A 24184-nucleotide genomic window follows, 5' to 3' on the forward strand; every position below is an offset into this window, starting at 1 on the left:
GCCTCCACCGCTGAAACGCTAAAAAGCGGGAAACTTTCATCCCAAGCCATTCCTTTTGGCCACAACACCCAAACGCCGCTCATTGAGCGGCGTTTTTTATTGCCCCCGGGCAAAAAATTAATACCCTCCAGGTGCATCCACTGCCAGCGCTGCTTCGTATGTAGTTCAGAAGCACGCGTGCCTGCGTCTCTGGATGCAGGTTTCCAGCGGTCATACCTTGGATGATCAATGAAATGCGCCTGTCAGGGACTGTCGAAGAAACGTTTCATCAACCGGACGATGTTGGCTTTCTGGATCGCTTGCTCAGAGGTGAGCAGCAGGCCTATGTCGATCTGGTCAACCGTTATCAGGGCGCCATGCGTGCGGTGGCGACGGCGATTGTCGGGCGCAAACACATGGATGATGTGGTGCAGGAAGCCTGGCTGGCGATTGTTCGCGGGCTGGCGGGATTTCAGGGGCGGTCGAGTCTCAAGACATGGATTCTGACGATCACCGCCAATGCCGCAAAATGCCGTTACGGACAGAATCGCCGCGACGCGGTACTCGACGATTTGCCGGCGTCATTTGGTGGTGCAGGTGAGGAGCGATTCAGCACCGGTGGACGCTGGTCCGGCGTGCCGCAACCCTGGCATGAGGACACCCCCGAAGCGCTGCTGCGCGAGGAGCAATTGCGCGAATGCCTTGAGCAGGCTTTGCGTGAATTGTCTGATGCGCAGAGCAGTGTGCTGTTGCTGCGGGAGCGTCAGGGGCTGGAGCTGGAAGATATTGCGCAATTACTGGATATCTCGCTGACCAACACTCGGGTGCTGCTGCATCGGGCGCGGCTCAGTGTGTTTGCGGCGGTAGAGCGTTATCAGTCAGCGGGCAGTATGTGATTGATGGCCTCTTCGCGAGCAGGCTCGCTCCTGCACGGGATTTGAGTTGCTCATCAATCCAGTGTGGGAGCGAGCTTGCTCGCGAAGGCATTGTAAGCAGCGCCACAACCCCGACTCACAACGTATGCAACAACCAATCGCGAAACGCCTTCAACGATGGCAGCGCCTCGTTGCGCGGCGGATACACCAGGTAATAGCTGCGTCGACTGGTAATCGGTTCACCCAGTTGCAGCAACTCACCATTGAGCAATTCATCCTCGACCAGAATCCGTGGCACCAGACCGACACCGATATTGGCGCGCACCGCCTGAATCAAATGCGCAGTCATCTCGAAACTCGGGCCGATGCGCATGCTGCGGTGCGGTAAACCGTGATGGCTGAACCATTCGGCCCAGGCCTGCGCATTGCTGCTGACATTGAGCAGCAATTGCCCGGTGATGTGCTGTTCGGCTTCGCCGCGTTCGCTGGCGGACAATTGCGCGCTGGCAATCACCACCAGTTCTTCGGTGTGCAGGGGCAGGGCGGTCAGCCCCGGCCATTCACCACCGCCAACGCAGATCGCGGCATCGATTTCGCTGGTGTCGAAGTCGATGGCTTCGATGCGTGAATGCAAGTGCACAGTCATGCCGGGGTGGGCAGTGTAGAAATCCTTGAGCCGTGGCAGTAACCATTTCGAACCGAACGTCGGCAGCGTCGCCAGGCGCAGGCTGTGAATGCCGGAACCAAATGCCATGGCTTGCAGGGTCGCGCTGCGGATCTGCCCAAGGGCTTCGGCGAGTTCCCGCTGATACATGCGCCCCACATCCGTCAGCACCACTTGCCGGCCTTCGCGACTGAACAGGCGCATGCCGAGCATCTTCTCGAGAATCTGCACTTGGCGGCTGACTGCGCTTTGCGTCAGCGACAACTCATGAGCCGCACGGGTGTAGCTTTCGTGGCGGGCGGCAGCCTCAAAAGCCAGCAATAACGACATGGAAGGGGTGAGCGTTCGCGGATTCATTCGTTTTAGTCATGGATTGCGGGTCGATTTTACGTTTGTCCCGACAGCGTTCTGCGCTGAACATGGGCGTATTAGATGGCGGAGCCTGACGCAATCATTCGTTGCGTACAACAGTTCACCGCCACACGGCCCGAATTTGAACCGAGATTCACACCTGATGATTGCCCGACTGTCGCCCGCTACCGCTCTGACCAGCGATTACCAACAGTTTCTCAACGCCCTGAAGGCCAGTGGTTTTCGCGGTGAGATCAGCGCCGATTACGCCAGCCGCGTGGTGTTGGCCACTGATAACTCGATCTATCAGCGCCTGCCGCAAGCAGTGGTGTTCCCCATGGATGCCGAGGATGTTGCGCGGGTTGCGCGGCTGATTGCCGAGCCGGCCTTCCAGCAGGTGGTGATCACGCCTCGGGGCGGTGGCACCGGGACCAACGGCCAGTCGCTGACCGACGGCATCGTTGTCGATCTGTCGCGGCACATGAACCGCATTCTGGAAATCAACGTCGAGCAGCGCTGGGTGCGGGTGCAGGCCGGGGTGGTCAAGGATCAGCTCAATGCGGCCCTGAAGAGCGCCGGGCTGTTTTTCGCCCCGGAACTGTCGACGTCCAATCGCGCCACCGTCGGCGGCATGATCAACACCGACGCCAGCGGGCAAGGCAGTTGCACCTACGGCAAGACCCGCGACCATGTGCTCGAATTGCAGATGATTCTGCGCGGCGGCGAACATTTGCACGGTCGTGCGCTGCAGGAAGATCAGCTCACCGAATATTGCGCCCGCGAAGATCGGGTCGGCGAAGTCTATCGCTGTGCGCGGCAGATCATTGATGAGCAGGGCGAGCTGATCAAGCAGCGCTTCCCTGATCTCAATCGTTGCCTGACCGGTTACGACCTCGCGCATCTGCGTGAAGCCGACCAGCGCTTCAACCTCAATAGCGTGCTGTGCGGCGCCGAAGGTTCGCTGGGGTTTGTGGTCGAGGCCAAGCTGAATGTATTGCCGATCCCCAAACACACCATGCTGGTGAACATCCGCTACGCCGGATTCATGGATGCGCTGCGCGATGCACGGGCACTTATGGCGCTCAAGCCGCTGTCGATTGAAACCGTCGATTCTAAAGTGCTGTTGCTGGCGATGCAGGACATCGTCTGGCACGGCGTCGCCGAATACTTCCCGCAGAACGCCGAGCGGCCGACGCTGGGGATCAATCTGGTGGAGTTCTGCGGCGACGATCCGGACGATCTGCAACGCCGGGTCGAAACCTTCCTCGAACACCTGAGCAGCGACCGCACTGTCGAACGACTGGGACATACGCTGGCCGTCGGTCAGGCGGCGGTGAGCAAGGTTTACGGCATGCGCAAGCGAGCGGTCGGTTTGCTCGGCAACGTCGCCGGTGAAGCGCGGCCGCAGCCGTTTGTCGAGGACACCGCCGTGCCGCCGCAGCATCTGGCCGAGTACATCGCCGAACTGCGCGAGCTGCTCGACAGCCACGGTTTGCAGTACGGCATGTTCGGTCACGTCGATGCCGGCGTGTTGCACGTACGGCCGATTCTCGACATGAAGGACCCGCTACAAGCGGCGCTGGTACGGCCGGTGTCCGATGGCGTCGCCGCGCTGACCCAACGCTATGGCGGACTGCTGTGGGGCGAGCACGGCAAAGGCCTGCGTTCGGAATATGTACCAGCGTTTTTCGGTGAACTGTATCCCGCACTGCAAGCGTTGAAGGCTGCGTTCGATCCGTTCAATCAGTTCAACCCCGGCAAGATCGCCACCCCGGCCAATGTCGCCGCGACACTGTTGAAGATCGACGAAGTAACCCTGCGCGGTGAGCTGGATCGGCAGATCGACGAAAAAGTCTGGCAAAGCTATGGCGCGGCCATGCATTGCAATGGCAACGGTGCCTGCTACAACTTCGATCCCGATGACGCGATGTGCCCTTCATGGAAAGCCACCCGCGAACGTTCGCAGTCGCCCAAGGGCCGGGCGTCGTTGATTCGCGAGTGGTTGCGGTTGCAGGGCGAGGCGGGGGTTGATGTGTTGTCGGATGCGGTTCGGCGACCAGCGTTTTTCAGCACCTTGTGGCAGCGCTGGCGTAACAGCCGCACGCCGGCAGCGGATTTTTCCCATGAGGTTTACGACGCCATGGCCGGTTGCCTGGCGTGCAAATCCTGTGCGGGGCAATGCCCGGTGAAGGTCAATGTGCCTGAGTTTCGCTCGCGGTTTCTCGAGCTGTATCACAGCCGTTATCTGCGCCCGGCACGGGATTATCTGATCGCCTCGCTGGAATACAGCATTCCCTACATGGCGCGGATCGCGCCGCTGTACAACGGTTTGATGGGCGCCGCGTTCAGTCGTCGGATGCTTGAGCGGCTCGGCGGGATGATCGACGTGCCGTTGCTCAGCCGTTTCGATTTCCACGCGGCGATGCGTCGTTGGCAGGTGCAACCGGCCACGGTGCAGAACCTGTCGGCGCTGACTCAGGCGCAGCGCGAGCGCAGTGTGGTGTTGGTGCAGGACGCCTTCACGCGCTACTTCGAAGCGCCGTTGCTGGCGGACATGGTGGAGCTGATTTCGCGGCTCGGTTATCAGGTTTATCTGGCGCCGTTCAGTGCCAACGGCAAACCACTGCATGTGCAGGGCTTCCTCACCGCGTTCAACCGCGCGGCGTTGCGCAATGCCGGGCAACTTCGGGAACTGGCGGATATCGGCGTACCGCTGGTAGGGCTGGACCCGGCGATGACTCTGGTTTATCGCCAGGAATACCAGAAAGTGCCGGGCATGCAGGCGTGCCCTGAGGTGGCGTTGGTGCAGGAATGGCTGCTCAAAGTGATGCCCGAGCAAGCCGCTCCACGCAGCGCTGAGGCGTTCCGCCTGCTGGCGCATTGCACCGAGAAAACCAACGCACCCGCCGCGACGCGACAGTGGGAACAGGTGTTCGAACGTGCCGGGTTGAAACTGGCGACGCAGGCTACCGGCTGCTGCGGCATGTCTGGCACTTACGGCCACGAAGCGCGCAATCGCGAGACGTCGGCAGTCATCTACGAGCAATCCTGGGCACGGCAGATTGATGCGCCGGCAGAGCAGGGCGAGGCGCTGGCCACCGGTTATTCGTGCCGCAGTCAGGTCAAGCGCCAGTCGGATCGGGCGGTGCGTCATCCGTTGCAAGTGTTGCTTGAAGTGCAGCGCCGCTAAGCGATTACCGACTGCTGCCCAGACTCAAACGTGTAGGAGCTGCGGCACGCTGCGATCTTTAGATCTTTAAAATCAGAATCAAAAGATCGCAGCGTGCCGCAGCTCCTACCGGTGTCCGGGTTATTTGCGATCCAGCCACACGGTTTGTGCGTTGCAGAATTCGCGGACGCCGAAGTGCGACAGCTCGCGGCCGAAACCGCTTTTCTTCACGCCGCCGAAGGTCACTCGTGGGTCGCTGGCGGAGTAGCCGTTGATGAACACGCCGCCGGTTTCCAGTTCGCTGGTCAGTTGCTGGGCCAGTTGCACATTGGCGGTGTAGATCGTCGCGGTCAGGCCGAACTCGCTGTCGTTGGCCAGTGCGACGGCATGCGCACAATCGCGGGCGGTGATGATCGAGGCGACCGGGCCGAACAGTTCCTGTTTGAACGAGGTCATGCGGTCAGTGACGTCTGCCAGCACAGTCGGCTCGTAGTAGTTGCCCGGGCCTTGGGCCTTGCCGCCGCCGAGCAGCAGGGTCGCGCCTTCTTCCAGAGTGTCGCGTACTTGTTGATCCAGTTCATCACGCAGATCGAAACGCGCCATCGGGCCGATGTAGGTGTCGGCGGCCAAAGGATCACCGACCTTCAATTTGCGCGTGGCTTCGACGAATTTGCGGGTGAATTCTTCGATCACGCCTTCTTCGATGATCAAGCGTTTGGCGGCGGCGCAGACCTGGCCGGAGTTCTGGTAACGGCCGATGACGGCAGCCTGCACGGCTTCATCCAGATCGGCGTCGTTGAGCACGATGAACGGATCGGAACCGCCCAGTTCCAGCACGCATTTCTTCAATGCAGCACCGGCCTGTGCACCGATGGCCATACCGGCGCGGACGCTGCCGGTCAGGGTCACGGCGGCGATGCGCGGGTCGGCGATGGCGCTGGAAACGCCTTCCGGGGTGACATTGATCACTTCAAACACGCCATCGGCAAAACCGGCGCGGGTAAAAGCGTCGCGCAGCAGGTAAGCGCTGCCCATCACGTTCGGCGCATGCTTGAGCACGTAGGTGTTGCCGGCGATCAGCGCTGGCACCGCGCCGCGCAGCACTTGCCAGATCGGGAAGTTCCACGGCATCACAGCGAGAATCGGGCCGAGCGGGCGAAACTCGATGCGCGCCTTGCCACCTTCAACCTGCGTCGGTTCGGCGCTGAGCATGGCCGGGCCGTGTTCGGCGTACCACTCGCAGAGCTTGGCGCACTTTTCGATCTCGCCACGGGCCTGAGCAATCGGCTTGCCCATTTCCAGGGTGATCATGGTTGCCATGGCTTCGGCGGTTTCGCGCAAGGCACCGGCTAGAGCGGTCAGGGCACGGGAGCGATCTTGCAGCGGCTTGCGTTTCCACTTCGAGAAACCGAACGCGGCGCGGGTCAGTGCGGCGTCGAGGGCTGCCTGGGATTCAAATGCGTAGTGGCCGATCTGCTCGCCGGTGGCGGGGTTGATCGAGATAGCGTGGGTCTGGCTGGAAATCTGGCTCATGGCTTTGTCCTGCATGTTCAGTGGATGGGCCTAGAGTAGGGTGCCGTTTGTTTTCTGGAAACTGAATAATAATGATCGTTTCGTTCACGACTGGAGAATGACTGTGGATCTGGTGCAGCTGGAAATTTTCAAAGCCGTTGCCGAACACGGCAGTATCAGCGCCGCCGCGACGCAGATTCATCGCGTGCCGTCGAACCTGACCACGCGAATCAAACAGCTTGAGCAGGACTTGGGCGTCGATCTGTTTATCCGCGAAAAAAGTCGATTGCGCCTGTCGCCCGCCGGCTGGAGTTTTCTCGAATACGCGCGGCGGATTCTCGATCTGGTGCAAGAAGCCCGCGCCACCGTCGCCGGCGAAGAACCGCAAGGCGCATTTGCCCTCGGTTCGCTGGAAAGCACGGCGGCGGTGCGCATTCCCGAATTGCTCGCGGCGTATAACCAGCGCCATCCCAAGGTCGATCTGGACCTGTCCACCGGCCCCTCCGGGACGATGATCGACGGTGTGTTGTCCGGGCGACTGGCGGCGGCGTTTGTCGATGGACCGGTGCTGCATCCGACGCTGGAAGGCATCCCGGCGTTCGAAGAAGAAATGGTCATCATCGCGCCGCTCAACCATGGGCCGATCCAGCGGGCGGGGGATGTGAACGGTGAAAGCATCTATGCCTTCCGTTCGAATTGCTCCTATCGCCATCACTTCGAAAAATGGTTCAGCACCGACGCAGCAGTGCCGGGCAAGATCTTCGAGATGGAGTCCTATCACGGCATGCTCGCCTGCGTCAGCGCCGGTGCCGGTCTGGCGCTGATGCCGCGCAGCATGTTGCAGAGCATGCCCGGCTGCGCGACGGTCAGCGTCTGGCCGCTGGCGCCGGATTTTCGCTTTTTGACGACCTGGCTGGTGTGGCGGCGGGGCACGGTGTCGCGCAGTTTGAGCATGTTTGTGCGCTTGCTGGAGGAGCGCGGTGTGATGCGCGCAGAAGGCAATTGACACTTTGTGTCATGGCTGTATCTTGATCGCTGTTTCGCAATATAAAAAACTATACAGCGCAGTGATGAGGATTTCGTAAATGACCACAGCCCTGAGCGGCAAAGAAGCGGTAGGCGAGCGTTTTGTGCTGGAAACCATGCGCCACGCGCAGCAGTTGACCTGGAACGCCGTCGACGCGATTGCCAAGGTAATCAAACCCGGCATGCTGGAATCCGAAGCACAGGCGCGCGGCAAGGAAATCCTCGCCGAACTGGGCATGGACCGAATCTGGCACCCGCTGCTGATCCGCTTCGGCGCCAACACGCTGAAGGCGTTCAAGGAACGCTCCGAGGGTGATCCGGTGTTAGGTGAGGACGATATTTTCTTCATCGACATGGGCGTGGTCTGGCAGGGGCACGAAGGCGATGCCGGAGCGACGTTCACCACCGGCTCCGACCCGGAAATGATCGCCTGCGCCGCCGCAGCCAAAGAGCTGTTCGACCGGGTCGAGGCGTTCTGGCGCGAAGGTGTATCCGGCGTCGAGTTGTACCGCTACGCCAGCGATCAGGCGGATGCCATGGGCTGGAAACTCAACCTCGACATCAAGGGCCATCGCGTCAGCGATTTCCCTCACGCGATTTACCGCGGTGGCAATCTGGGGGATTTCGATCAGAAGCCGAATGCTGGCGTGTGGATTCTGGAAATCCAGATCGCCCACCCTGAGCGACCGTTCGGTGCGTTCTATGAAGATTTGTTGATCTGATCTCAGAAAATGTTGCGCTGTAGTTGTTTGTACATAGCGCTAAACTTGATGATGCACGCCGTTTCCTAACTCCAAAGTCAAAAAAAGGACGTCCCGTCATGAAAGTCAGCGCACGCAACGTATTCAAAGGTCAGGTCAGCCAGGTTCAGCCGGGTGCAGTCAACGCCGAAGTGGTTCTGACCCTGGCCGGCGGTGAGCAACTGGTTGCAGTCGTGACCATGGAAAGCGTCAAGAACCTCGGCATCGCCGTCGGCAAAGAAGCCGTCGCGCTGGTCAAGGCGCCTTGGGTGATGCTGATGACCGAGTCCAGCGACATCCGCCTGTCGGCTCGCAACTGCCTGCAAGGCAAAGTGCTGAGCGTGACCGATGGCGCCGTCAACGCCGAAGTGGTCATTGAGCTGGCCGGTGGCTCGAAGGTGTACTCGATCGTGACTCGCGATGCGGTTGCCGAGTTGGGTCTGGCAGCGGGCGTGAGCGCCACTGCGGTGATCAAGGCTTCGCACATCATTTTGGGCGTTCCAGCCTGATCTACTGATCAGGTCAATGAAAAACCTCTGATTCCAGATGCTGGAGTCAGAGGTTTTTTTCGTTACGGCGTACCGTTTCTGCCGTGCAGGCGGAAACCTTCGCGCTGGGTCAGGCGCTCGTAATAAGCATTGACTGCCTCGTACTCCGGGTGGGCGAGCGGCGTTTCAAACCAGCGATTGACCGACAGCCCGATGGGAATATCAGCCAGCGAAAACGCCTCACCGCTGACATAGGCACCGGTTTTTTTCAGTTGCTGATCAAGGATGCCCATGCTCTTCGACCACTGCTTGATCCCGTCATCCAGCGCGCTCTTGTCCTGATAGTCAGGCGACTTGCGCACCAGCGACATGAACGCATACGACCACGAGCGGTTCAGCTCCGAAGCCTGCCAGTCGATCCACTGATCGACCCGCGCCCGGGCCTTGGCTTCGGCCGGATAAAGTTGTGCGCCGTCGTACTGCGCTGCCAGGTAACGAATGATCGTGTTCGATTCCCACAGGGTGAAATCACCGTCCTGAATCACCGGCACCATGGCGCAGGGATTCAGCGCGAGAAACTCTGCTGACTGCGTCGATTTGAAACCCGAGCCCCAGTCTTCGCGCTCGAACGGGATCTGCAATTCTTCGCAGGCCCAGAGGACTTTGCGTACGTTGATGGATGAAGCCCTGCCGAGAATCCGTAGCATGTCGCGTCCTTGTTACTTGTCGGGAGCAAAACAAATAACACACTGCCGATGGCGCATCCACTGAACGACAAAGGCCCTCACATTGGAGGGCCTTCGCTTTTATCGATGCAGCGTTTACAAACTGTTGACCAACTTGCCGCCCGTCATCCGCCGACGATAAGCGGTGTCACGGCTGGCCAGCCAAAAGTACAGCGGCGACGTCACCAGCAACCCCACCAGCCACGACAGATCCGCACCGTTGATGTGTGCCGACACCGGGCCGACGTACAACGGGGTGTTCATGAACGGAATCTGCACCGCGATGCCGATCGCATAGGCCAGCAACGCTTGCGGGTTGTAGCGCCCGTAGATGCCGCCGTCGACCTGGAAGATCGAGCTGATGTCGTACTTGCCTTTGTGGATCGCGTAGAAGTCGATCAGGTTGATCGCCGTCCACGGCACCAGCACCACCAACAACACCAGAACCATGTCGACGAAGTGCCCGATGAAGTCCGCCGAGGCACCGACTGCCGCGACGCAGCAAGACAGCAGGACGATGATCGAAATCACCGCACGGCTCTTGGCAGTCGGAATCCAGCGGTAGGCGAAGGTCTGCACCAGGGTAATCAGCGACAGCACCGCGCCATACAGATTGAGCGCGTTATGGCTGATTACGCTGAGCAGGAACAGCACCAGCATCAGCGGGCCGATGGCGCCGGTCGCGAGTTTGACCGCGTCCATGGTGTCCATGCCCACGGGCGTCGCCAGCACCGCAACGGCGCCGAAGATGAACGACAGGCTCGAGCCCAGCGTCGAGCCGAGATAGGTGGTCCAGAATGTCGAAGACACCTTCACATCGGCCGGCAAGTAGCGCGAATAGTCCGAAACATACGGTGCAAACGCGATCTGCCACAACGCCGCCAGCGACACGGTGGCGAGCCAGCCGGACAGGTTGAAACTGCCACGGGTGAGGAAGTCGGCGGTTTGCACGTGGGTCAGGATGTAGCCGAAACCGACGACGATGCCGATTCCCAGCACCCAGGTGCCGATACGGTTGAGCACGTGAATGAAGCGATAGCCGATGATGCCGATGATCCCTGAACCGAGGGCACCGATAACGATGCCGACCGGTACTGGAACGATATCGACCACGCCATGCAGCGACTTGCCCGCGAGGACGATGTTGGAGGCGAAGAAGCCGATGTACATCACCCCGGCAATCAGTACCACCAGCAAGGCACCGAGCGAACCGAACTGCGCACGGCTCTGGATCATTTGCGGGATGCCCATCTGCGGGCCTTGCGCTGAGTGCAGCGCCATCAGCACGCCACCGACCAGATGGCCGACCAGAATCGCGACGATGCCCCACAGCAGATTCAGGTGGAACAACTGCACGCCCAGTGCGCCGGTGACGATGGGCAACGGCGCGATGTTGCCGCCGAACCAGAGCGTGAACAGATCCCTGACCTTTCCGTGGCGATCTTCGGGGGGCACGTATCCAATCGTGTGTTTTTCAATGAGCGGGGCCGACGTTGTTGCAGGGGTAGCCATGACGAACTCCAAGGCAAGTATGAGTACGTGGACGTACTTCGGTAAGCGCCGGCACGGACGGCGCATTTCTTGTTGAAGCGATCATGTGCAAAGCATCGGGATAGATAAATTAGTAAGTTTGTTGCTTCAGACCTTAAAAAATATATGCCCCGGGTTTGTGGGGTGTCGGGTATGTTTCACCTCCACATTCAGTGTCCCGTGGCGAGGGGATTTATCCCCGTTGGGTTGCGTAGCGACCCCTGAAAAAGGGACTGCTGCGCAGTCCAACGGGGATAAATCCCCTCGCCACGGATAAATCCAGTCAATACAGATAAAACTCATCACTACAAAAAAACATTGCCTGACCTGATTTCGCCGGAGGTTCCCATGGCCGCCTACAACCTGCGCCAGCTCAAATACTTCGTCACCACCGCCGATTGCGGCAGCGTCGCCGAAGCCTCGCGCAAGCTCTATATCGCCCAGCCGTCGGTATCGACCGCGATCAAGCATCTGGAAGAAAGCTTCGGCGTGCAGCTGTTTATCCGCCATCACGCTCAAGGTGTTTCCCTGACGCCCAGCGGTTCGCGCTTCTATCGCAAGGCGCTGGAGCTGTTGCGGGTCGCCCATGAGTTCGAGCAGAACGCTCTGGCCGACAACGATGTGGTGGCCGGGCAGATCGATATCGGCTGTTTCGAGACGGTCGCGCCGCTGTACCTGCCGCGGCTGATCGCCGGATTCAAGGAGCGTTACCCGGGCGTGGAAATCCGCATTCGTGACGGCGAACAACAGGAACTGGTGCACGCCCTGACTGCTGGCAGCATCGATCTGGCGATGCTGTTCGAACACGACCTCGACAGCACCATCGAAACCACGCCACTGATGCCGGCACAGCAGCCGTATGCCTTGCTCCCGGCCGATCACCGCTTTGCGCAACAGGCGAAAGTCTCGCTGCATGATCTGGTGCTGGAGCCGATGATCCTGCTCGACGTGGTGCCGAGCCGTACCTACTTCGTGAGTATCTTCGAGGAATGTGGACTGACGCCGCACATCGTCTTCAGCTCGCCATCAATCGAGATGGTGCGCGGTATGGTCGGTCGGGGTTTTGGTTTTTCGATTCTGGTGACCAAACCGTTCAGCGACTACACCTACGACGGGCAGAAAGTCGTGTGCGTGCCGCTGGCAGAAAGCGTCACTGGTTCGGGCCTGTCAGCCGCGTGGCTGCGACGGGTGCAACTGACCAAACCGGTGCAGTTGTTTGTCGATCATTGCCGAGAAGAACTGGCCCGGCTGTACACCTGAAGGGCAGGTGCGCGCCGGAACGTTTTTAGCTGCGAACAGAAGCCAGCAGGCGCTGCAACATCGCATCGCAGGCATGCAGTTGATCGAGGCTGACAAACTCGTCCGGTTTGTGGCCCTGATCCATGCTGCCGGGGCCGCAGACCACGGTCGGAATTCCCGCTGCATCGAACAGCCCTCCCTCGGTGCCAAACGCCACCGTGCCGAATTCCCGTGAACCGCAGAAGGCTGCAATCAACTCCGCAGCCTGACTCTGCGCATCAGTCGCCAGCCCCGGATACGCCGAGAGTTCGCTGAAACGGATATCACTTCGCTGATTGACCGCACGCATGCGCGGCAGCACCTGTTGCTCGGCGTAGGCCTGCAACTGCTGCGCGACCACGCTCGGGTCCTGCGAGGGCAGGGCGCGGATTTCGAAGTCGAAGCGGCAGTCGGCGGGGACGATGTTCAGGGCTCTGCCGCCGCTGATCACGCCGGTCTGCACCGTCGAATACGGCGGGTCGAAGCGCGCATCATGCTGCTCCGGGGCTTTGAGTTGTTGGCCGATACGCCCCAATTCGCCGATCAGTTCGGCGGCGTATTCAATCGCGTTGACCCCGAGCGGCGCATAGGCCGAATGGCACGGATGACCGTGAACATCGCAGCGCATCGCCAGTTTGCCTTTGTGCCCAAGCACCGGTTTGAGTTCGGTCGGTTCGCCAATGATGCACAACAGCGGCTTGATCGGACGCTGTTCCAGCACCTTGAGCAACGAGCGCACACCGAGGCAACCGACCTCTTCATCGTAGGACAGCGCGATGTGGACTGGCATGCGCAACGGCGCGCTGACCAGTGCCGGCACCAGCGCCAATACGCAGGCGATGTAGCCTTTCATGTCCGCCGTGCCACGGCCGAACAATTTGCCGTCGCGCTCGGTGAGGGCGAAGGGCGGTACCGTCCACGGCTGGCCATCGGCGGGTACCACATCGGTGTGCCCGGACAGCACGATGCCCGGTTTGTCGACCGGGCCTATGCTGGCGAACAGGTTGGCCTTGCTGCGCTCATCGTTGTAGATCAGCTCGCAAGGCACATCGAGGCGGGCGAGATAGTCGCGCACGAACTCTATCAGTTGCAGGTTGGACTCACGGCTGGTGGTGTCGAACCCCACCAGCGTCTTGAGCAGTTCGACGCTGCTGCTCATCGATCGTCTCCGGCGACTCCATAACCCGGGGCTTTAGCCGGATCGAGAGCGCGGTCGATGTAATCCTGCAATTGCGGACGGTAAGCGTCCCAGAGTTTTTGCAGTTGTCCGATCGGGTCTTCATCGGCCCAGTCGACCCGCAGATTGACGATCGGCCAGGTCTGTTCGCCGACCACCACCACCGCTGCCGAATGCACCGGCCCGGCCTCGCCACCAAGGGCTTGCGCAGCGTGCAGGGCCTTGAGCAGGCGGTCGGCGAGTTGCCCTTCGCCGTCCTCGAAAGCACCGACCATGGCTTCGATCACCGAGCGTCCGGCGAGCATATTGCCGGCGGCGACGCACTGTTCGCCCGATACCGCGTTGTGCACGCCGAGGGTTTGCCCGCCGCTGAAATGCGCGCTCTGGCCGAGGTGGTTGATCGCGGTTATTTGCCGGTACTGGCTGTAGCCGTTGCGGGTCAGCACTTTGTCGAGTGCATCATCGGGCGCCAGACCTTGTTCCATCAGTGCGAGGACTTCCGGGCCGAGGGACGGCAGGGTGATGTTCTGGCTCGACACCGCGCCGACACCCGGCAGCAGCCATGGGCAACGGGCGCCGACGGCGATGCTTGAGGAACTGATGGCGACGCCGAACTGGCCGGTTTCGGCGCAGCGGGCTGCGATTGAAAAGGTCATGGTCTTGCTCCTTGTTCGTTTTTGGCTGGCCTCATCGCTGGCAAGCCAGCTCCCACAGGAATCTATGTCGTTCACAAAATCTGTGGCACACATAAAACCTGTGGGAGCTAGCCTGCTAGCGATGGCCGCAACTCGGTGAACCTGCTTACTCAGGAATAACCGCAATCACATCAATCTCCATCAGCCACTGCGGCTGCCCCAGCGCCGACACCACCAGCCCGGTCGAAATCGGGAACACGCCTTTAAGCCACTTGCCCGTCTCCTGATACACCGCCTCGCGATAGCGCGGATCGATCAGGTAAGTGGTGGTCTTGACGATGTGGCTCATGTCGCTGCCGGCTTCTTCCAGCAGTTGCTTGACGTTGCGCATCGCCTGTTCGGTTTGCGCCCGCGCATCACCGAGGCCGACCAGATTGCCGTCGAAATCAGTGCCGACCTGACCCCGTACATACACGGTGTTGCCGGCGCGCACGGCCTGGCACAGATCGTTGTCCAGAGTCTGATTCGGGTAAGTGTCTTTGGTGTTGAACATACGAATGCGCGTGTGGGTTGGCTTGCTCATGTGCAGCTCCTGACAAATATTGGCCCGGCGCCCTCGGCGCCGTTACGGAAGGTGGGGATCAAGCGTCGACGGTGTCGGCGGCTTTGCTGTGCGTGGCGTCGCGTTGCTCGGCATCGCGATAGCTCAGGTATTTGCGCTGGGTGGCGATGTGATCAGCCACGTGTTTGGCGTCGTGCCACACGCCCCAGATGAACGAAGAGCCACGGCGCGACTGCCATGGCAGGCCAAGGAAATAAATCCCCGACTCGCTGGAAACCCCGCGCTGATGCTGCGGTTTGCCGTTGGCGTCGAATGTGTTGACCTGCAGCCACGAATAATCCACGGCGAACCCGGTGGCCCAGATGATCGAAGTGATGCCGACCGCTGCCAGATCCAGATCGGCCAGCGGATTTTTCACGCACTCAGGGTCTGGATAGGTTTCGCGAGCCTCGGGCTCCAGCGGCAGATCCAGTCCGTTGCGTTCGACATAGGCATCGGCGGCATCGAGCAGGGCCAGATAGTTGTCGTCGCCGCGCTTGAGGTTATCGAGCAGATCCTGTTTGAAAGTCACCACGCCGTTGTTGAACGACTCGGTCACGCCAACCAGCGTCATGCCGCGATGGGCCAGACCACGGAAGTCGATGGTGCGCCCGCCATGGGCGCCGCTGACGGCGATGGTCACGTGCTCGCGACCGGGTTTCATCGCCGCTTGATCCCACTCGCCCAACACCCCCAGCCACCAGCAGAAATCCCGGTTGCGATAGGCACGAGGCGGGCGGTCGTGGGCGCCGACCGAGAGGTAAACCTGTTTGCCTGAGCGTTGCAGCTCATCGGCGATCTGCACCCCCGACGAACCGGCGCCAACTACCAGCACTGCGCCTTCCGGCAGTTGCTGCGGATTGCGGTAGTCGGCGGAGTGGATTTGCAGCAGGCGTTGGTCTTGCGGGGCAATGGCCGGGATCACTGGACGCTGGAACGGGCCGGTCGCAGCGACCACGCGGCTGGCTTCGATCACGCCTTCGGAGGTCTCGATGGTGAAGCCAGGACGCCCGACATTGCGCTCGACTTTCTTCACTTCGACGCCGGTGCGGATCGGCGCGTTGAATTTTTTCGCATAGGCTTCGAAGTAGTCCGCCACGCGCTCTTTCGGGGCAAAACCATCCGGGTCGACGTCGTCGAATTCCAGCCCCGGAAACCGGTCGTGCCAGGCCGGACCATTGGCCACCAGTGAATCCCAACGCCCGGTGCGCCAGCGCTCGGCGATACGGCTGCGCTCCAGAACAATGTGCGGCACACCGAGTTTGCTCAGGTGCTCACTCATCGCCACACCTGCCTGTCCGGCCCCCACAACGAGTGTGTCTGTTTTTATTATTTCAGTGGTCATCTCTACATCCTTCCTGGCAAGGCACTTGGATTCGGACCGCGCTGGGCTTGTCCTCTTTGCGTGGGATCAGACTAGGGAGGGGGCGGGTATCGGTAAAATATTATTAAGCTGGGATGTGAATATAAAATGCTGATGCAGAGGGGCGAGGCCCTTTGAAACCGGGCCTTTCAGGCGAGGGGAAGGTTGGCCCGGAGAAGAAATCCGGGCCAGTAACAGGTTTTTTTCTCAAGTCAGCGCTGTTGTGTATCTCTGGTTAACGTACTCGGAGCGATTCCCAGCAGTCCGGTCAGAGTGTTCATGATCTCTTGTTGGCGTGCGCGATCAGCCAGATGCACGGCTTCAGCGGCGGCGACATCGGCATCGCAATGCGGGCAAATCGTTTCGTCAGGCTGGATGTACTGCATGCAATGGCGGCAGAGACTCAGTTGCGTGGCGATCCGTCCTTCCTCCGGTGATTGCTGTCCCTGATTGACCCAGGCCAGTTTGATCACCTGACCGCTGTCACTGACGCTACTGACTTTTGCGCCGCTGTCGATGCGTTCGGTAATCAGGTCAAAACGCCCGACGGCGAAGGATTGCTGTGCCGCGTCCTCGACCTTGACGATGCGCTCGCGCAAGCCGCGTTTCTGCAATTCCAGTGCGCGGTAATGGCAGTAAGGATTGTTGCCGGGTTTGCCGAGCAGTGAATGCGAAGTCCAGGTGCAACCACCGCGACAAACGTCGTTGTAATAACAGCCTCGGCAGTAACCCCACAGATCATCCACCGAGCGCAGACGACCGAAGTGCATGCCTTCGCTGTAATGCCAGATATCGTGCAGGCTCATGTTGCGAACATTGCCCCCGGAGAACCCGACGGTAGCCAGTGACGGGCAACCTTTGACCGTGCCGTCGGCCTCCAGCGCCAGCACTGTCTGGCCGGCTGCGCAACCGGTCCAATGCACGCGTTCGTCACCGAAGCCACGCCACAAATGTTCATACGGGCCGTAATAGCCGATGTTGTTGCCGACGTTCATCAGCAGGCCGCGATCAAGCCCCTCGCGGTAAAGCCGTGCGAGCAACGGCATCACTTCCAGCAATTGAAAAGGCTGCATCAACAATTCCGGGTGATCCACCGCGTTGCCCATCGCGACCGTCAACTGGATCTGCCAATGGGTGGCACCGAGTTCGATGATGGTGTTCATCAGCTCAGGCAAGTCCGGCAAGGTTGCCGCACCGATCTGCGTGTTGACGCTCACTGCCAGCCCGGCAGCCTTGGCTCGGCGCAGGGTGTCCACGGCTTTGTCGAACGAGCCCGCGACGTTGCGCACCGCGTCGTGCAGTGGCGCCAGTCCGTCGAGGGAAATACCCACGCCGTCGAGGCCCGCATCGATCGCTGCCTGCATCTTCGCCGGCGTCAGATTGCGCCCGCCGGTCTGGATCGCGCAGTACATGCCGTGGTCGTGAATGGCGCCGATCAACTGCGTCCAGTCCTTGCGTAAATAGGCTTCACCGCCGATCAGGGTGACTTCGCGAGTGCCGAGCGCAGCCAGTGAATCGATGACGTCCAGGCATTCGCGGGTATTCAGCTCATCGGGACGCCGATGGCCAGCACGGGAGCCGCAATGCAGGCATTTTAGATCGCAGGCCAGAGTGATTTCCCAGACCACGTGCACCGGCACGTAGCGTTTGAGATCGGTGTCACTGAGGTAGCGGGCGGGGAGTTGGTCTGACATGGGAAATCCTTGCGCAGCAGACTGTGCGCGACACGAATGGATTGACCGTGGTTGAAAAACAAACGGGCGGGATCAGCGATGATCCCGCCCGTTTGAGTCCGGTTAGCGCGCTTCCAGCCGCGCGATTTCCGCGTGCAATTGCTCAAGGGCGCTGCGCAATGTCGCTTGATGAGCCAGTTGCTGCTCGCCTTGCTGCACCACCGATTTGAGCTGCGCCAGATCGCCGCTGGCTTGGGCTTGCTGCACCGCTACGGCATACAGCGGCAAGACTGGATGCCGCACGGGTTGCGGCTCTACCGTCGGCGCCTGATGCACGGCGACGTGTTTGACGTCGTGCCACTGGCCTTGCTCGTTGTAGCGGTAATCGACAAAACCGCTGGCCCAGTCACCACCGAGAATGCCTTTGAGATGGAAGGTCTCCGCTATCTGGCTGGTCGGGCCGCTCGGGCTACCGTCGAGGGTGAGGATGATGTGGTTTTCGACGTTTGCCGTCAGTTTCGCCTCGGAGAAAGTGCCCCAGACCCGCGAGCGAAAATTGACTGTAGGCCAGGTGCTTTGAAAGACGCTGGCAATTCCGCTGACTTTTTTATGCGCGGTATCGACCAGCAGATCGAGGTTCAGGACCGGCGCGCCGAGCAATGAATTGCTGATGATGAGACGGGTGTGAAAAAGTCCAATCGACATGGTGCTACTCCCTTGAATGAATGCAAACGAGTCAGGCAAACGGGTCGCCCGGTTCAGCGGCTTTGCAGGCGGCTGATCTCGCTCTTGGCCGCTTCCAGTGCGCTTTTCAGTTGCGGTTGCTGGTCCAGTTGCTGTTTCGCCAGTTGCGCCAGATTTTTCATCTGCGCCAGATCACCGCTGGCAATCGCGCTTTGAATCGGCGCGCCGTACAGCGGCACGATTGGCGTGTGCGGATTGATCACCGGGCCCGGTTCGAACGGCGGGAACGCACTCGAACGCACCGAATCAACCATGCGCGCCGGGGCGTTGTTGACCTCGTGCCAGCGCTGCCCGTCGAAGTATTGATAGTTCGCTACGCCGTCCTTCCAGTCGGTGCCGACCACCAGATGCAGCTTGAAGGTCAATATCGAGTTGGAAGCCGGGCCGCCCTGATTACCTTGGGCCGTGATCAGGATTTTGCTGACACCGGGCGACATGACCGTCATGTAGGTATAACCGCCCCAGACATCGGCATGCAGATCGAGCGGCGGGTTGGTTGCCTGAGTGACTACGGATGTGCCGGTGACTTCAAGTTGGGGCGTGGAAACCAGCAGGTTGATCGCCAGACTTTGCGCGCCGGGTTGTCCCGTGCCAATCCGATAGCAGACCGGGAACAAGCCGACGTTTTGCTGAGTAGAACCAGACATAGTGATTGCCTCCATTGCAATGTGGGGAATGGCCTAGGGTTTTTCCAAACGGGAAATTTCCCCGGCCAGTTTTTCGTACGCGACTTTCAGATCTTTCGATTCCGGGTTCGCCACGTCGCGTTGCTTCAACAACGACTTCATGTGTTGCAGATCGCCTTGGGAGATCGCGCTTTGGATCGCGACGCCGTAAGGGGGCATATTTGCCGTGGAACGGGTCATATCGAGCTTCCTCATCAGTGCCGTGCAACCGCTCCGTGATGAACAGGAGCGTCTTACCTGACAGGCAGGCAGCAGCGGTCGGCGAAAAAAACCGGCAACAGTTTTTCTCGGCGAGCAAACAGCCTGATCCGTCGGGATCTGATCAAACAGGGGTTTTCAGTGAGCGCAGAGACGGCTTCAAAAGCGTCGGTTTCTGCACCGGCATCGTCAGCCGAAGCCGTTGGGCTTTGCTTCGGGAGCGTCGCGAGATGCCTGCCAGAGCGGCAAACATGGGGATTTCGCCTGTACGTTGGTCATCTTTCTGTCCTTGATAGAAAACAACGAAACACAGGGATCAGTTGAGCACTCCTCAGAGTGCATAAAGAACCGCAAGCACCAAAACCATCCCTGATTTCTTACCGGATGCTGCTACGGACGAGCGTCCATTCAAGGCTCGTCAGTTCGCTGGCATATCGCCAGCCACGCAACCCTAGATCCGATTTTGCAGGCCTGCCAGAGAAAGCGCCGAACGGTCGTGTGCATTACGTTGGCGTTGCCTGAGGGGCTGTCGTTGAAGGCTATCAAGGTTTTGATTTGCCGGGGTTTTGCGAGTTCTGGCAATTTGCGGAGGGCGACAAGAGGTGGGTGGATTCGTTTGCAATAAAGAATCCACCTGTCAGGCATTTTTCGTCGGTGCCCCCGTCAAACCTTTGCTTCGGCGCGATTAATTACCGTCAGCAACCTTGCGCTCGATCTCGTCGGTTTTGCGTTTGAGTTCCTCGGCAGCCTGTTCCTTGGTGTGGGTGGATGTCGGCGTGATGACCTCATCCACGACTTTGCTTTCATCGTCGGCAGTGGGGACAGGCTTGATATCGTCGGTGCTTTTCATTTTTCATACCTCGATTGACCTGAACATTGGATACAGAGATATGACCCGAGTTCGAGATTTTTCAGGATTGACCGCCGCGATGCTCGGCGGCACTTTGTTGCTCGCCGCCAATTAGGTATTCGCCGCCAGTATCGATTGTACTCAGGCGAAGGCGTCGGATGAGAAGGCCGTGTGTGCCAACCTTCCGTCGAGTTATCAAGAAGAGGCGGGGTAGCTGAGCAATATCTACCCGGAGTGAAGTTACCCTGCAACTCGAGCAAAACTATCACTGCGGATGAGGCCGTTTTCGGCCAGATGTCTGAGTTCTTCCACCAATACCGCTCGCGCAGATCCGGTGGTGACAGGGTCGACAATTTGATACTGGCGATCACACCATAAGTCGATTTGATCGAGCCAGAAAACCCGCTCAGCCGCTCCCGTATCCAGCCGTCTCACTAGATACGCCAACTGCTGCCAAGCGGGTTGTAGCTGGAATATGCCTTGGCGGCGCGCCGTCGAGAGTTCATGCCAGTCCCGATCCAGTTTTCTGCCTATCTCCACCGCGATAAAGGCCCACGGCTGTTTGCCCAATTGCGCGACAACGGCAAAAAACACGTTGTCCGATGGATCATCGAGCGCCTCGAACAGCTCGTGAAGTTGTTCATCACGCAGCAGGCGCACGGCCAGTTGTCGAACGGTAGCATACGGTGAATGCAGAGCTTCAATACGCCAGCGTTCAGGCAGTTCAGCGCCCAACTCCGCTGCCAATCCAAGACAACCGAGCCAGTCACGTTTCCCTGTGGGTGGCTCTTGGTTCAATTGCGCGGTGAGGACTACAAGCGCATTGATGTTGTGGCGTGGAGCAGCCCAGCGAGCAAGGTTGCGAATTGCCGGTGACGCATCCAGCAATGCGTTGCGTAACACGGGTGTCGGGTCGTCAAGCATAGGCAGCAGGGCGTGGAGGACGCGAACGCGAACTTTTGCTCCAGGGCGCGACAGGGCCTCAAGCAGCAACGGCATAGCCCGCGCAGTCGGCAGCGCCTGACACGCAGACACCGCCATCAACCTCACAGTCAATTCGCGATGTGCCAGCGCGCTGCTCAGAAGCATGTCCGAAGCAGTTTGATTTTCAATCAAGAGTTCAAACAGATATCGCGCAGTTTTGCCTTGGCGTGCAAGGAAGTTTGCGTAGACCGTATCGCGCATTTCTGACGATTGCAGCAATGTACGTGCGGTTTTGAGTGTCGGGCTGTGATCGACTCGACGTTGCCCGGCCAATGCGATGAGAGGCTCAAGCGCGGCCAGCAATGACATCGCATGGCTAGGCGACAAGTAGCTTTGCAGACCATTTGCTGCCAGATCGCGAACTTGTGGCACCCAATCGTTCAGCCGCTGGATCAGGGCCACTAATGCTTCGGGAGATGAGTGGCTGCACAGTTCCCGTACAGCAGCTTCTCGAATAAAACCGTTGCAGTGGCTGCTAAGTTCTACCCAGGAACTATCGCTTTCAACATGCCCCAGCAGTTCCAACGCCTCGTTCCAGCGATACTGCTCCCGGGAAGAAACGGTTACTGGTTTGCCTTTCAGCCGTTGCAGCCATTCTCGTACGGTGTTCACGCGTCGATCCTTCGGTGGGCTTTTGCTCTTGGTACTTTAACGGATCGGTGTGTATTGGATGGAGGCTATTTCTTGCGTGGTCGCGCGTGATTGCGTGGCTTCTGTTTTAAAAACTACGACCAACGCTCAGAGCAGGCTCCACGAAACCCCGACATACACCCCCAAACCTTCACCCGGTGTAGACCGCGCCGCATCCAGCCCCTTGTCGTCATACCCCGGTGTGACGGTCGCGGCGTAGCGCTTGTCGGTCAAATTGCGGATGTCGAGCCAGGTTTGCCAGTCGTCCTTCGGCGCGTTGTAACCCACGGTTGCGCCGAAAATCGCATAAGGATCGGCGTAATAACTGTTGGCGTAATCGACTGCCACTTTCGAGACCATTTGCGTGTTGAATGCGGCGAAGAAACCCTGTGGCCAGTCGTAGCGCAGTTCGCCCTGGTAGTAGTGCATCGGCAGCCCCGGCAGGCGGTTGTCGCCGAAGCGCTCGTCGTCGCGGTAGTGGAAGTCGCTGAAGGTGTAGCTCTGGCGCAGGCTCAGTTTGCCGCCGTCATCGGGCGTCCACAGAGTGCTTTGCAGGCTGGCTTCAATGCCCTGATGCACGGTGGGGCTGGCGTTGAGTTCGTAAGGGGTGATGGCGTTGGCGTCCGGCAACACCGAGAGCAATTCGTGGCGCACTTGCGCGTAGTACCAGGCGAGGCTCCACTGGCCGAGCGTGCTGTCCCCGCGACCGCCAAGTTCGAGGGTGGTCGCCGTCTGGTTTTGCAGTTTGATCGGATCGCTTTGTGCGCCGGTCGCCGGGCCGTTGCCGGCCGGGAAGCGAATGTTCGAGCTGTAGATCAGCGACCACGGATGCGGCGCTTCGACCGAGCGGCTGAGATTGCCGAACAGTTGCAGGTCAGGGGTCACCTGATAGCGCAGGCCCAGACGCGGCGCGTAGTCCCAGTCATTCATGCTGGTCTTGCCGCCACTCTGCGGGTAGGTGACGTCGCTTTCGCGGCGGGTGTAAATCGCCGCGAGGCCGGTGGTCAGCCACAGGTCGTTGGCGATTTCCAGATCATTGCCGACGTGCAGAACGGTGTCCGAACCTTGATAGGTGAAGTTGCGCATGTGCGTGCCCGGCGCGTAACCAGCCGTGTTGCCGGTCGGGATGCGCACCAGTTCGCTGGCGCCATCGTTGGGCAGGTGTTTGGTGGTTCGCAGGCCAATGATGCTTCGACTTTCCATGCCCCAAAGGGTATCGCGACGTTTGTAGTCAAACGTGCCGCTGACATCGGTGTACGCGACTTTCAGGCGATTCGGGCCTTCGCGCAGATCCATCGGATAGTCGTGATAGACGAGGCCGGTCTGGATGCTCGAATCGTCGTCGATGTAATAAGTGGTCTTGTTGCCGATGAAGGTGCTGCCCGGCTGTTTGCGACTGTCGTCGCGATTCACGTAGGCGGGGTTGGCTGCCCTTGGATCGTGCTCGATGGAGTGTTTGGTCACCCGTCCGGCCAGATCGTTGTCGGTCTGGCGATAGCGCATGTAGAAACGCGTTTCCAGGTTCGGGTTGAAGCGATAACCGAAGTTGGCGATCACGCCCTGGCTCTCGCTGGCGGTGTGATTCTGATAACCACCGGCGTTCGAATCGGTCATCGACACGTAGTAGTCGAAGTCGCCCAGCACTTGCCCGGAGCTGACCTGACGCTGCTGATAGCCGTGACTGCCGGTCGCGTAGCGCACTTGCAGCTTCGGTGCGTTGTAACCGGTGTGGCTGACGTAATCGACGGCGCCGCCCAGTGCCAGCGCGCCCCGATCAAAGCCGTTGGCGCCGCGCAGCACTTCGACATGATCGAGCCACAGCGGCTCCAGCAATTCATAAGGCGTGCCGCCGGGGCCGGTCAGTGGCAGACCGTCGAGCATCGTGTACAGCCCCGACGCATGAGCCCCCGGCGCACGGTTGATCCCCGAGCCGCGAATCGAAATCTTCGTCCCTTCATTGCCCGCCGACTGTGCGTAAACCCCCGGTTGATACGCCAGCACATCCTGATTGCCAGCCACGCGGCCCTGTAACGGCTGACGCATATCGACCACATTGGTGCCACCGGGCACCTGCGCAAGCCGCGCCTCGGCTTCGGCGACGGAGGCGTCTGCGCCGCTTTGCTCCTCGGCCGAAATCAGCACCTGGCCCAGTTCCATGCCTTTCGGCTCCTCGGCCATGGCCGGACAGGCAAGGGCCAGCCCCAACAGAGCAGTGGGCAGGGATTTGGGCGCGGGCATCGAAAACTCCAGGCAGACAGAAACAGACAATGAACAGTGCGACGCAGGAAGAGACGAGGGAAACACAT

The 24184-nt window shown here is 59.8% G+C and carries 21 protein-coding genes; 6 read left to right on the forward strand and 15 right to left on the reverse strand.

Going from position 1 to position 24184, the window contains the following annotated elements:
* The first annotated feature begins 233 nt into the window (after positions 1-233).
* Positions 234-875 (forward strand): RNA polymerase sigma factor, encoded by a 642-nt coding sequence (locus ACIOZM_RS09005; protein WP_401212219.1) that lies wholly within the window; start codon positions 234-236, stop codon positions 873-875.
* A 115-nt stretch (positions 876-990) separates the two neighbouring features.
* On the opposite strand, the gene ACIOZM_RS09010 is transcribed toward ACIOZM_RS09005, so the two are convergent.
* On the reverse strand, positions 991-1875 hold the full coding sequence (locus tag ACIOZM_RS09010) for a LysR substrate-binding domain-containing protein (RefSeq protein ID WP_401212222.1): 885 nt from the start codon (positions 1873-1875) through the stop codon (positions 991-993).
* Between the two features lie 157 nt (positions 1876-2032).
* On the opposite strand from ACIOZM_RS09010, the gene ACIOZM_RS09015 reads away from it, so the two are divergent.
* The gene (locus tag ACIOZM_RS09015) at positions 2033-5059 is read left to right on the forward strand and encodes an FAD-binding and (Fe-S)-binding domain-containing protein (protein WP_401212225.1); all 3027 of its coding nucleotides are present in this window, start codon (positions 2033-2035) and stop codon (positions 5057-5059) included.
* Between the two features lie 120 nt (positions 5060-5179).
* On the opposite strand, the gene ACIOZM_RS09020 is transcribed toward ACIOZM_RS09015, so the two are convergent.
* Positions 5180-6571, reverse strand: a complete 1392-nt coding sequence (locus ACIOZM_RS09020; RefSeq protein WP_401212228.1) for an aldehyde dehydrogenase family protein — start codon at positions 6569-6571, stop codon at positions 5180-5182.
* A 103-nt stretch (positions 6572-6674) separates the two neighbouring features.
* Here ACIOZM_RS09020 and ACIOZM_RS09025 point away from each other — a divergent pair, with 103 nt between their 5' ends.
* The 3 genes from ACIOZM_RS09025 to ACIOZM_RS09035 all read left to right on the forward strand — a co-directional run bounded on the left by ACIOZM_RS09025 (position 6675) and on the right by ACIOZM_RS09035 (position 8825).
* Entirely contained in the window at positions 6675-7556 is an 882-nt protein-coding gene (locus tag ACIOZM_RS09025) for a LysR family transcriptional regulator (protein ID WP_401212415.1), read from the forward strand.
* A 79-nt stretch (positions 7557-7635) separates the two neighbouring features.
* Positions 7636-8298, forward strand: a complete 663-nt coding sequence (locus tag ACIOZM_RS09030; protein WP_401212231.1) for a M24 family metallopeptidase — start codon at positions 7636-7638, stop codon at positions 8296-8298.
* A 98-nt stretch (positions 8299-8396) separates the two neighbouring features.
* Positions 8397-8825 (forward strand): molybdopterin-binding protein, encoded by a 429-nt coding sequence (locus ACIOZM_RS09035; RefSeq protein WP_401212233.1) that lies wholly within the window; start codon positions 8397-8399, stop codon positions 8823-8825.
* Positions 8826-8887: 62 nt separating this feature from the next.
* Here the strand turns inward: ACIOZM_RS09035 and ACIOZM_RS09040 are convergent, their stop codons facing one another.
* Together ACIOZM_RS09040 and ACIOZM_RS09045 are read right to left on the reverse strand one after the other, a co-directional pair.
* Complete coding sequence (locus ACIOZM_RS09040; RefSeq protein ID WP_401212236.1) at positions 8888-9511, reverse strand: glutathione S-transferase family protein; 624 nt, start codon at positions 9509-9511, stop codon at positions 8888-8890.
* 114 nt (positions 9512-9625) lie between these two features.
* Positions 9626-11041, reverse strand: a complete 1416-nt coding sequence (locus ACIOZM_RS09045) for a purine-cytosine permease family protein (RefSeq protein ID WP_401212239.1) — start codon at positions 11039-11041, stop codon at positions 9626-9628.
* A 366-nt stretch (positions 11042-11407) separates the two neighbouring features.
* On the opposite strand from ACIOZM_RS09045, the gene ACIOZM_RS09050 reads away from it, so the two are divergent.
* Entirely contained in the window at positions 11408-12319 is a 912-nt protein-coding gene (locus tag ACIOZM_RS09050) for a LysR family transcriptional regulator (protein WP_401212242.1), read from the forward strand.
* Between the two features lie 25 nt (positions 12320-12344).
* Here the strand turns inward: ACIOZM_RS09050 and argE are convergent, their stop codons facing one another.
* The 11 genes from argE to ACIOZM_RS09105 form a co-directional block, all read right to left on the reverse strand.
* Positions 12345-13496 carry an acetylornithine deacetylase gene (gene argE, locus ACIOZM_RS09055; protein ID WP_401212245.1) on the reverse strand — a complete coding sequence of 384 codons (1152 nt, stop codon included), beginning with the start codon at positions 13494-13496 and terminating at the stop codon, positions 12345-12347.
* Entirely contained in the window at positions 13493-14170 is a 678-nt protein-coding gene (locus tag ACIOZM_RS09060; RefSeq protein WP_401212248.1) for a DUF1028 domain-containing protein, read from the reverse strand. Before ACIOZM_RS09060 ends, argE begins: the two co-directional genes overlap by 4 nt.
* 145 nt (positions 14171-14315) lie before the next feature.
* Positions 14316-14732, reverse strand: coding sequence for a RidA family protein (locus ACIOZM_RS09065; RefSeq protein ID WP_401212251.1), 417 nt, complete (start codon positions 14730-14732; stop codon positions 14316-14318).
* Between the two features lie 58 nt (positions 14733-14790).
* The gene (locus ACIOZM_RS09070; RefSeq protein WP_401212254.1) at positions 14791-16095 is read right to left on the reverse strand and encodes a flavin-containing monooxygenase; all 1305 of its coding nucleotides are present in this window, start codon (positions 16093-16095) and stop codon (positions 14791-14793) included.
* Between the two features lie 230 nt (positions 16096-16325).
* Positions 16326-17807, reverse strand: a complete 1482-nt coding sequence (locus ACIOZM_RS09075) for a GDL motif peptide-associated radical SAM/SPASM maturase (protein WP_401212257.1) — start codon at positions 17805-17807, stop codon at positions 16326-16328.
* A 102-nt stretch (positions 17808-17909) separates the two neighbouring features.
* On the reverse strand, positions 17910-18491 hold the full coding sequence (locus ACIOZM_RS09080; RefSeq protein WP_401212260.1) for a DUF1842 domain-containing protein: 582 nt from the start codon (positions 18489-18491) through the stop codon (positions 17910-17912).
* Between the two features lie 53 nt (positions 18492-18544).
* Positions 18545-19177 carry a DUF1842 domain-containing protein gene (locus ACIOZM_RS09085; RefSeq protein WP_401212263.1) on the reverse strand — a complete coding sequence of 211 codons (633 nt, stop codon included), beginning with the start codon at positions 19175-19177 and terminating at the stop codon, positions 18545-18547.
* Positions 19178-19210: 33 nt separating this feature from the next.
* Positions 19211-19396, reverse strand: coding sequence for a DUF1843 domain-containing protein (locus ACIOZM_RS09090; RefSeq protein ID WP_401212266.1), 186 nt, complete (start codon positions 19394-19396; stop codon positions 19211-19213).
* 703 nt (positions 19397-20099) lie between these two features.
* The gene (locus tag ACIOZM_RS09095) at positions 20100-20264 is read right to left on the reverse strand and encodes a hypothetical protein (protein WP_401212269.1); all 165 of its coding nucleotides are present in this window, start codon (positions 20262-20264) and stop codon (positions 20100-20102) included.
* A gap of 240 nt (positions 20265-20504) precedes the next feature.
* Positions 20505-21860, reverse strand: a complete 1356-nt coding sequence (locus ACIOZM_RS09100; RefSeq protein ID WP_401212272.1) for a HEAT repeat domain-containing protein — start codon at positions 21858-21860, stop codon at positions 20505-20507.
* A 126-nt stretch (positions 21861-21986) separates the two neighbouring features.
* The gene (locus tag ACIOZM_RS09105; protein WP_401212275.1) at positions 21987-24116 is read right to left on the reverse strand and encodes a TonB-dependent receptor family protein; all 2130 of its coding nucleotides are present in this window, start codon (positions 24114-24116) and stop codon (positions 21987-21989) included.
* Positions 24117-24184: the final 68 nt, after the last annotated feature.

It is taken from the genome of Pseudomonas sp. NPDC087346, assembly GCF_044744235.1.
GTDB lineage: Bacteria > Pseudomonadota > Gammaproteobacteria > Pseudomonadales > Pseudomonadaceae > Aquipseudomonas.

Bases quoted from the DNA above. Each gene is read 5' to 3' on its own strand.
- ACIOZM_RS09005 (WP_401212219.1), top strand. From the start codon at position 234: ATGCGCCTGTCAGGGACTGTCGAAGAAACGTTTCATCAACCGGACGAT.
- ACIOZM_RS09010 (WP_401212222.1), bottom strand. From the start codon at position 1,875: ATGAATCCGCGAACGCTCACCCCTTCCATGTCGTTATTGCTGGCTTTT.
- ACIOZM_RS09015 (WP_401212225.1), top strand. From the start codon at position 2,033: ATGATTGCCCGACTGTCGCCCGCTACCGCTCTGACCAGCGATTACCAA.
- ACIOZM_RS09020 (WP_401212228.1), bottom strand. From the start codon at position 6,571: ATGAGCCAGATTTCCAGCCAGACCCACGCTATCTCGATCAACCCCGCC.
- ACIOZM_RS09030 (WP_401212231.1), top strand. From the start codon at position 7,636: ATGACCACAGCCCTGAGCGGCAAAGAAGCGGTAGGCGAGCGTTTTGTG.
- ACIOZM_RS09035 (WP_401212233.1), top strand. From the start codon at position 8,397: ATGAAAGTCAGCGCACGCAACGTATTCAAAGGTCAGGTCAGCCAGGTT.
- ACIOZM_RS09040 (WP_401212236.1), bottom strand. From the start codon at position 9,511: ATGCTACGGATTCTCGGCAGGGCTTCATCCATCAACGTACGCAAAGTC.
- ACIOZM_RS09045 (WP_401212239.1), bottom strand. From the start codon at position 11,041: ATGGCTACCCCTGCAACAACGTCGGCCCCGCTCATTGAAAAACACACG.
- ACIOZM_RS09050 (WP_401212242.1), top strand. From the start codon at position 11,408: ATGGCCGCCTACAACCTGCGCCAGCTCAAATACTTCGTCACCACCGCC.
- argE (WP_401212245.1), bottom strand. From the start codon at position 13,496: ATGAGCAGCAGCGTCGAACTGCTCAAGACGCTGGTGGGGTTCGACACC.
- ACIOZM_RS09060 (WP_401212248.1), bottom strand. From the start codon at position 14,170: ATGACCTTTTCAATCGCAGCCCGCTGCGCCGAAACCGGCCAGTTCGGC.
- ACIOZM_RS09065 (WP_401212251.1), bottom strand. From the start codon at position 14,732: ATGAGCAAGCCAACCCACACGCGCATTCGTATGTTCAACACCAAAGAC.
- ACIOZM_RS09070 (WP_401212254.1), bottom strand. From the start codon at position 16,095: ATGACCACTGAAATAATAAAAACAGACACACTCGTTGTGGGGGCCGGA.
- ACIOZM_RS09075 (WP_401212257.1), bottom strand. From the start codon at position 17,807: ATGTCAGACCAACTCCCCGCCCGCTACCTCAGTGACACCGATCTCAAA.
- ACIOZM_RS09080 (WP_401212260.1), bottom strand. From the start codon at position 18,491: ATGTCGATTGGACTTTTTCACACCCGTCTCATCATCAGCAATTCATTG.
- ACIOZM_RS09085 (WP_401212263.1), bottom strand. From the start codon at position 19,177: ATGTCTGGTTCTACTCAGCAAAACGTCGGCTTGTTCCCGGTCTGCTAT.
- ACIOZM_RS09090 (WP_401212266.1), bottom strand. From the start codon at position 19,396: ATGACCCGTTCCACGGCAAATATGCCCCCTTACGGCGTCGCGATCCAA.
- ACIOZM_RS09095 (WP_401212269.1), bottom strand. From the start codon at position 20,264: ATGAAAAGCACCGACGATATCAAGCCTGTCCCCACTGCCGACGATGAA.
- ACIOZM_RS09105 (WP_401212275.1), bottom strand. From the start codon at position 24,116: ATGCCCGCGCCCAAATCCCTGCCCACTGCTCTGTTGGGGCTGGCCCTT.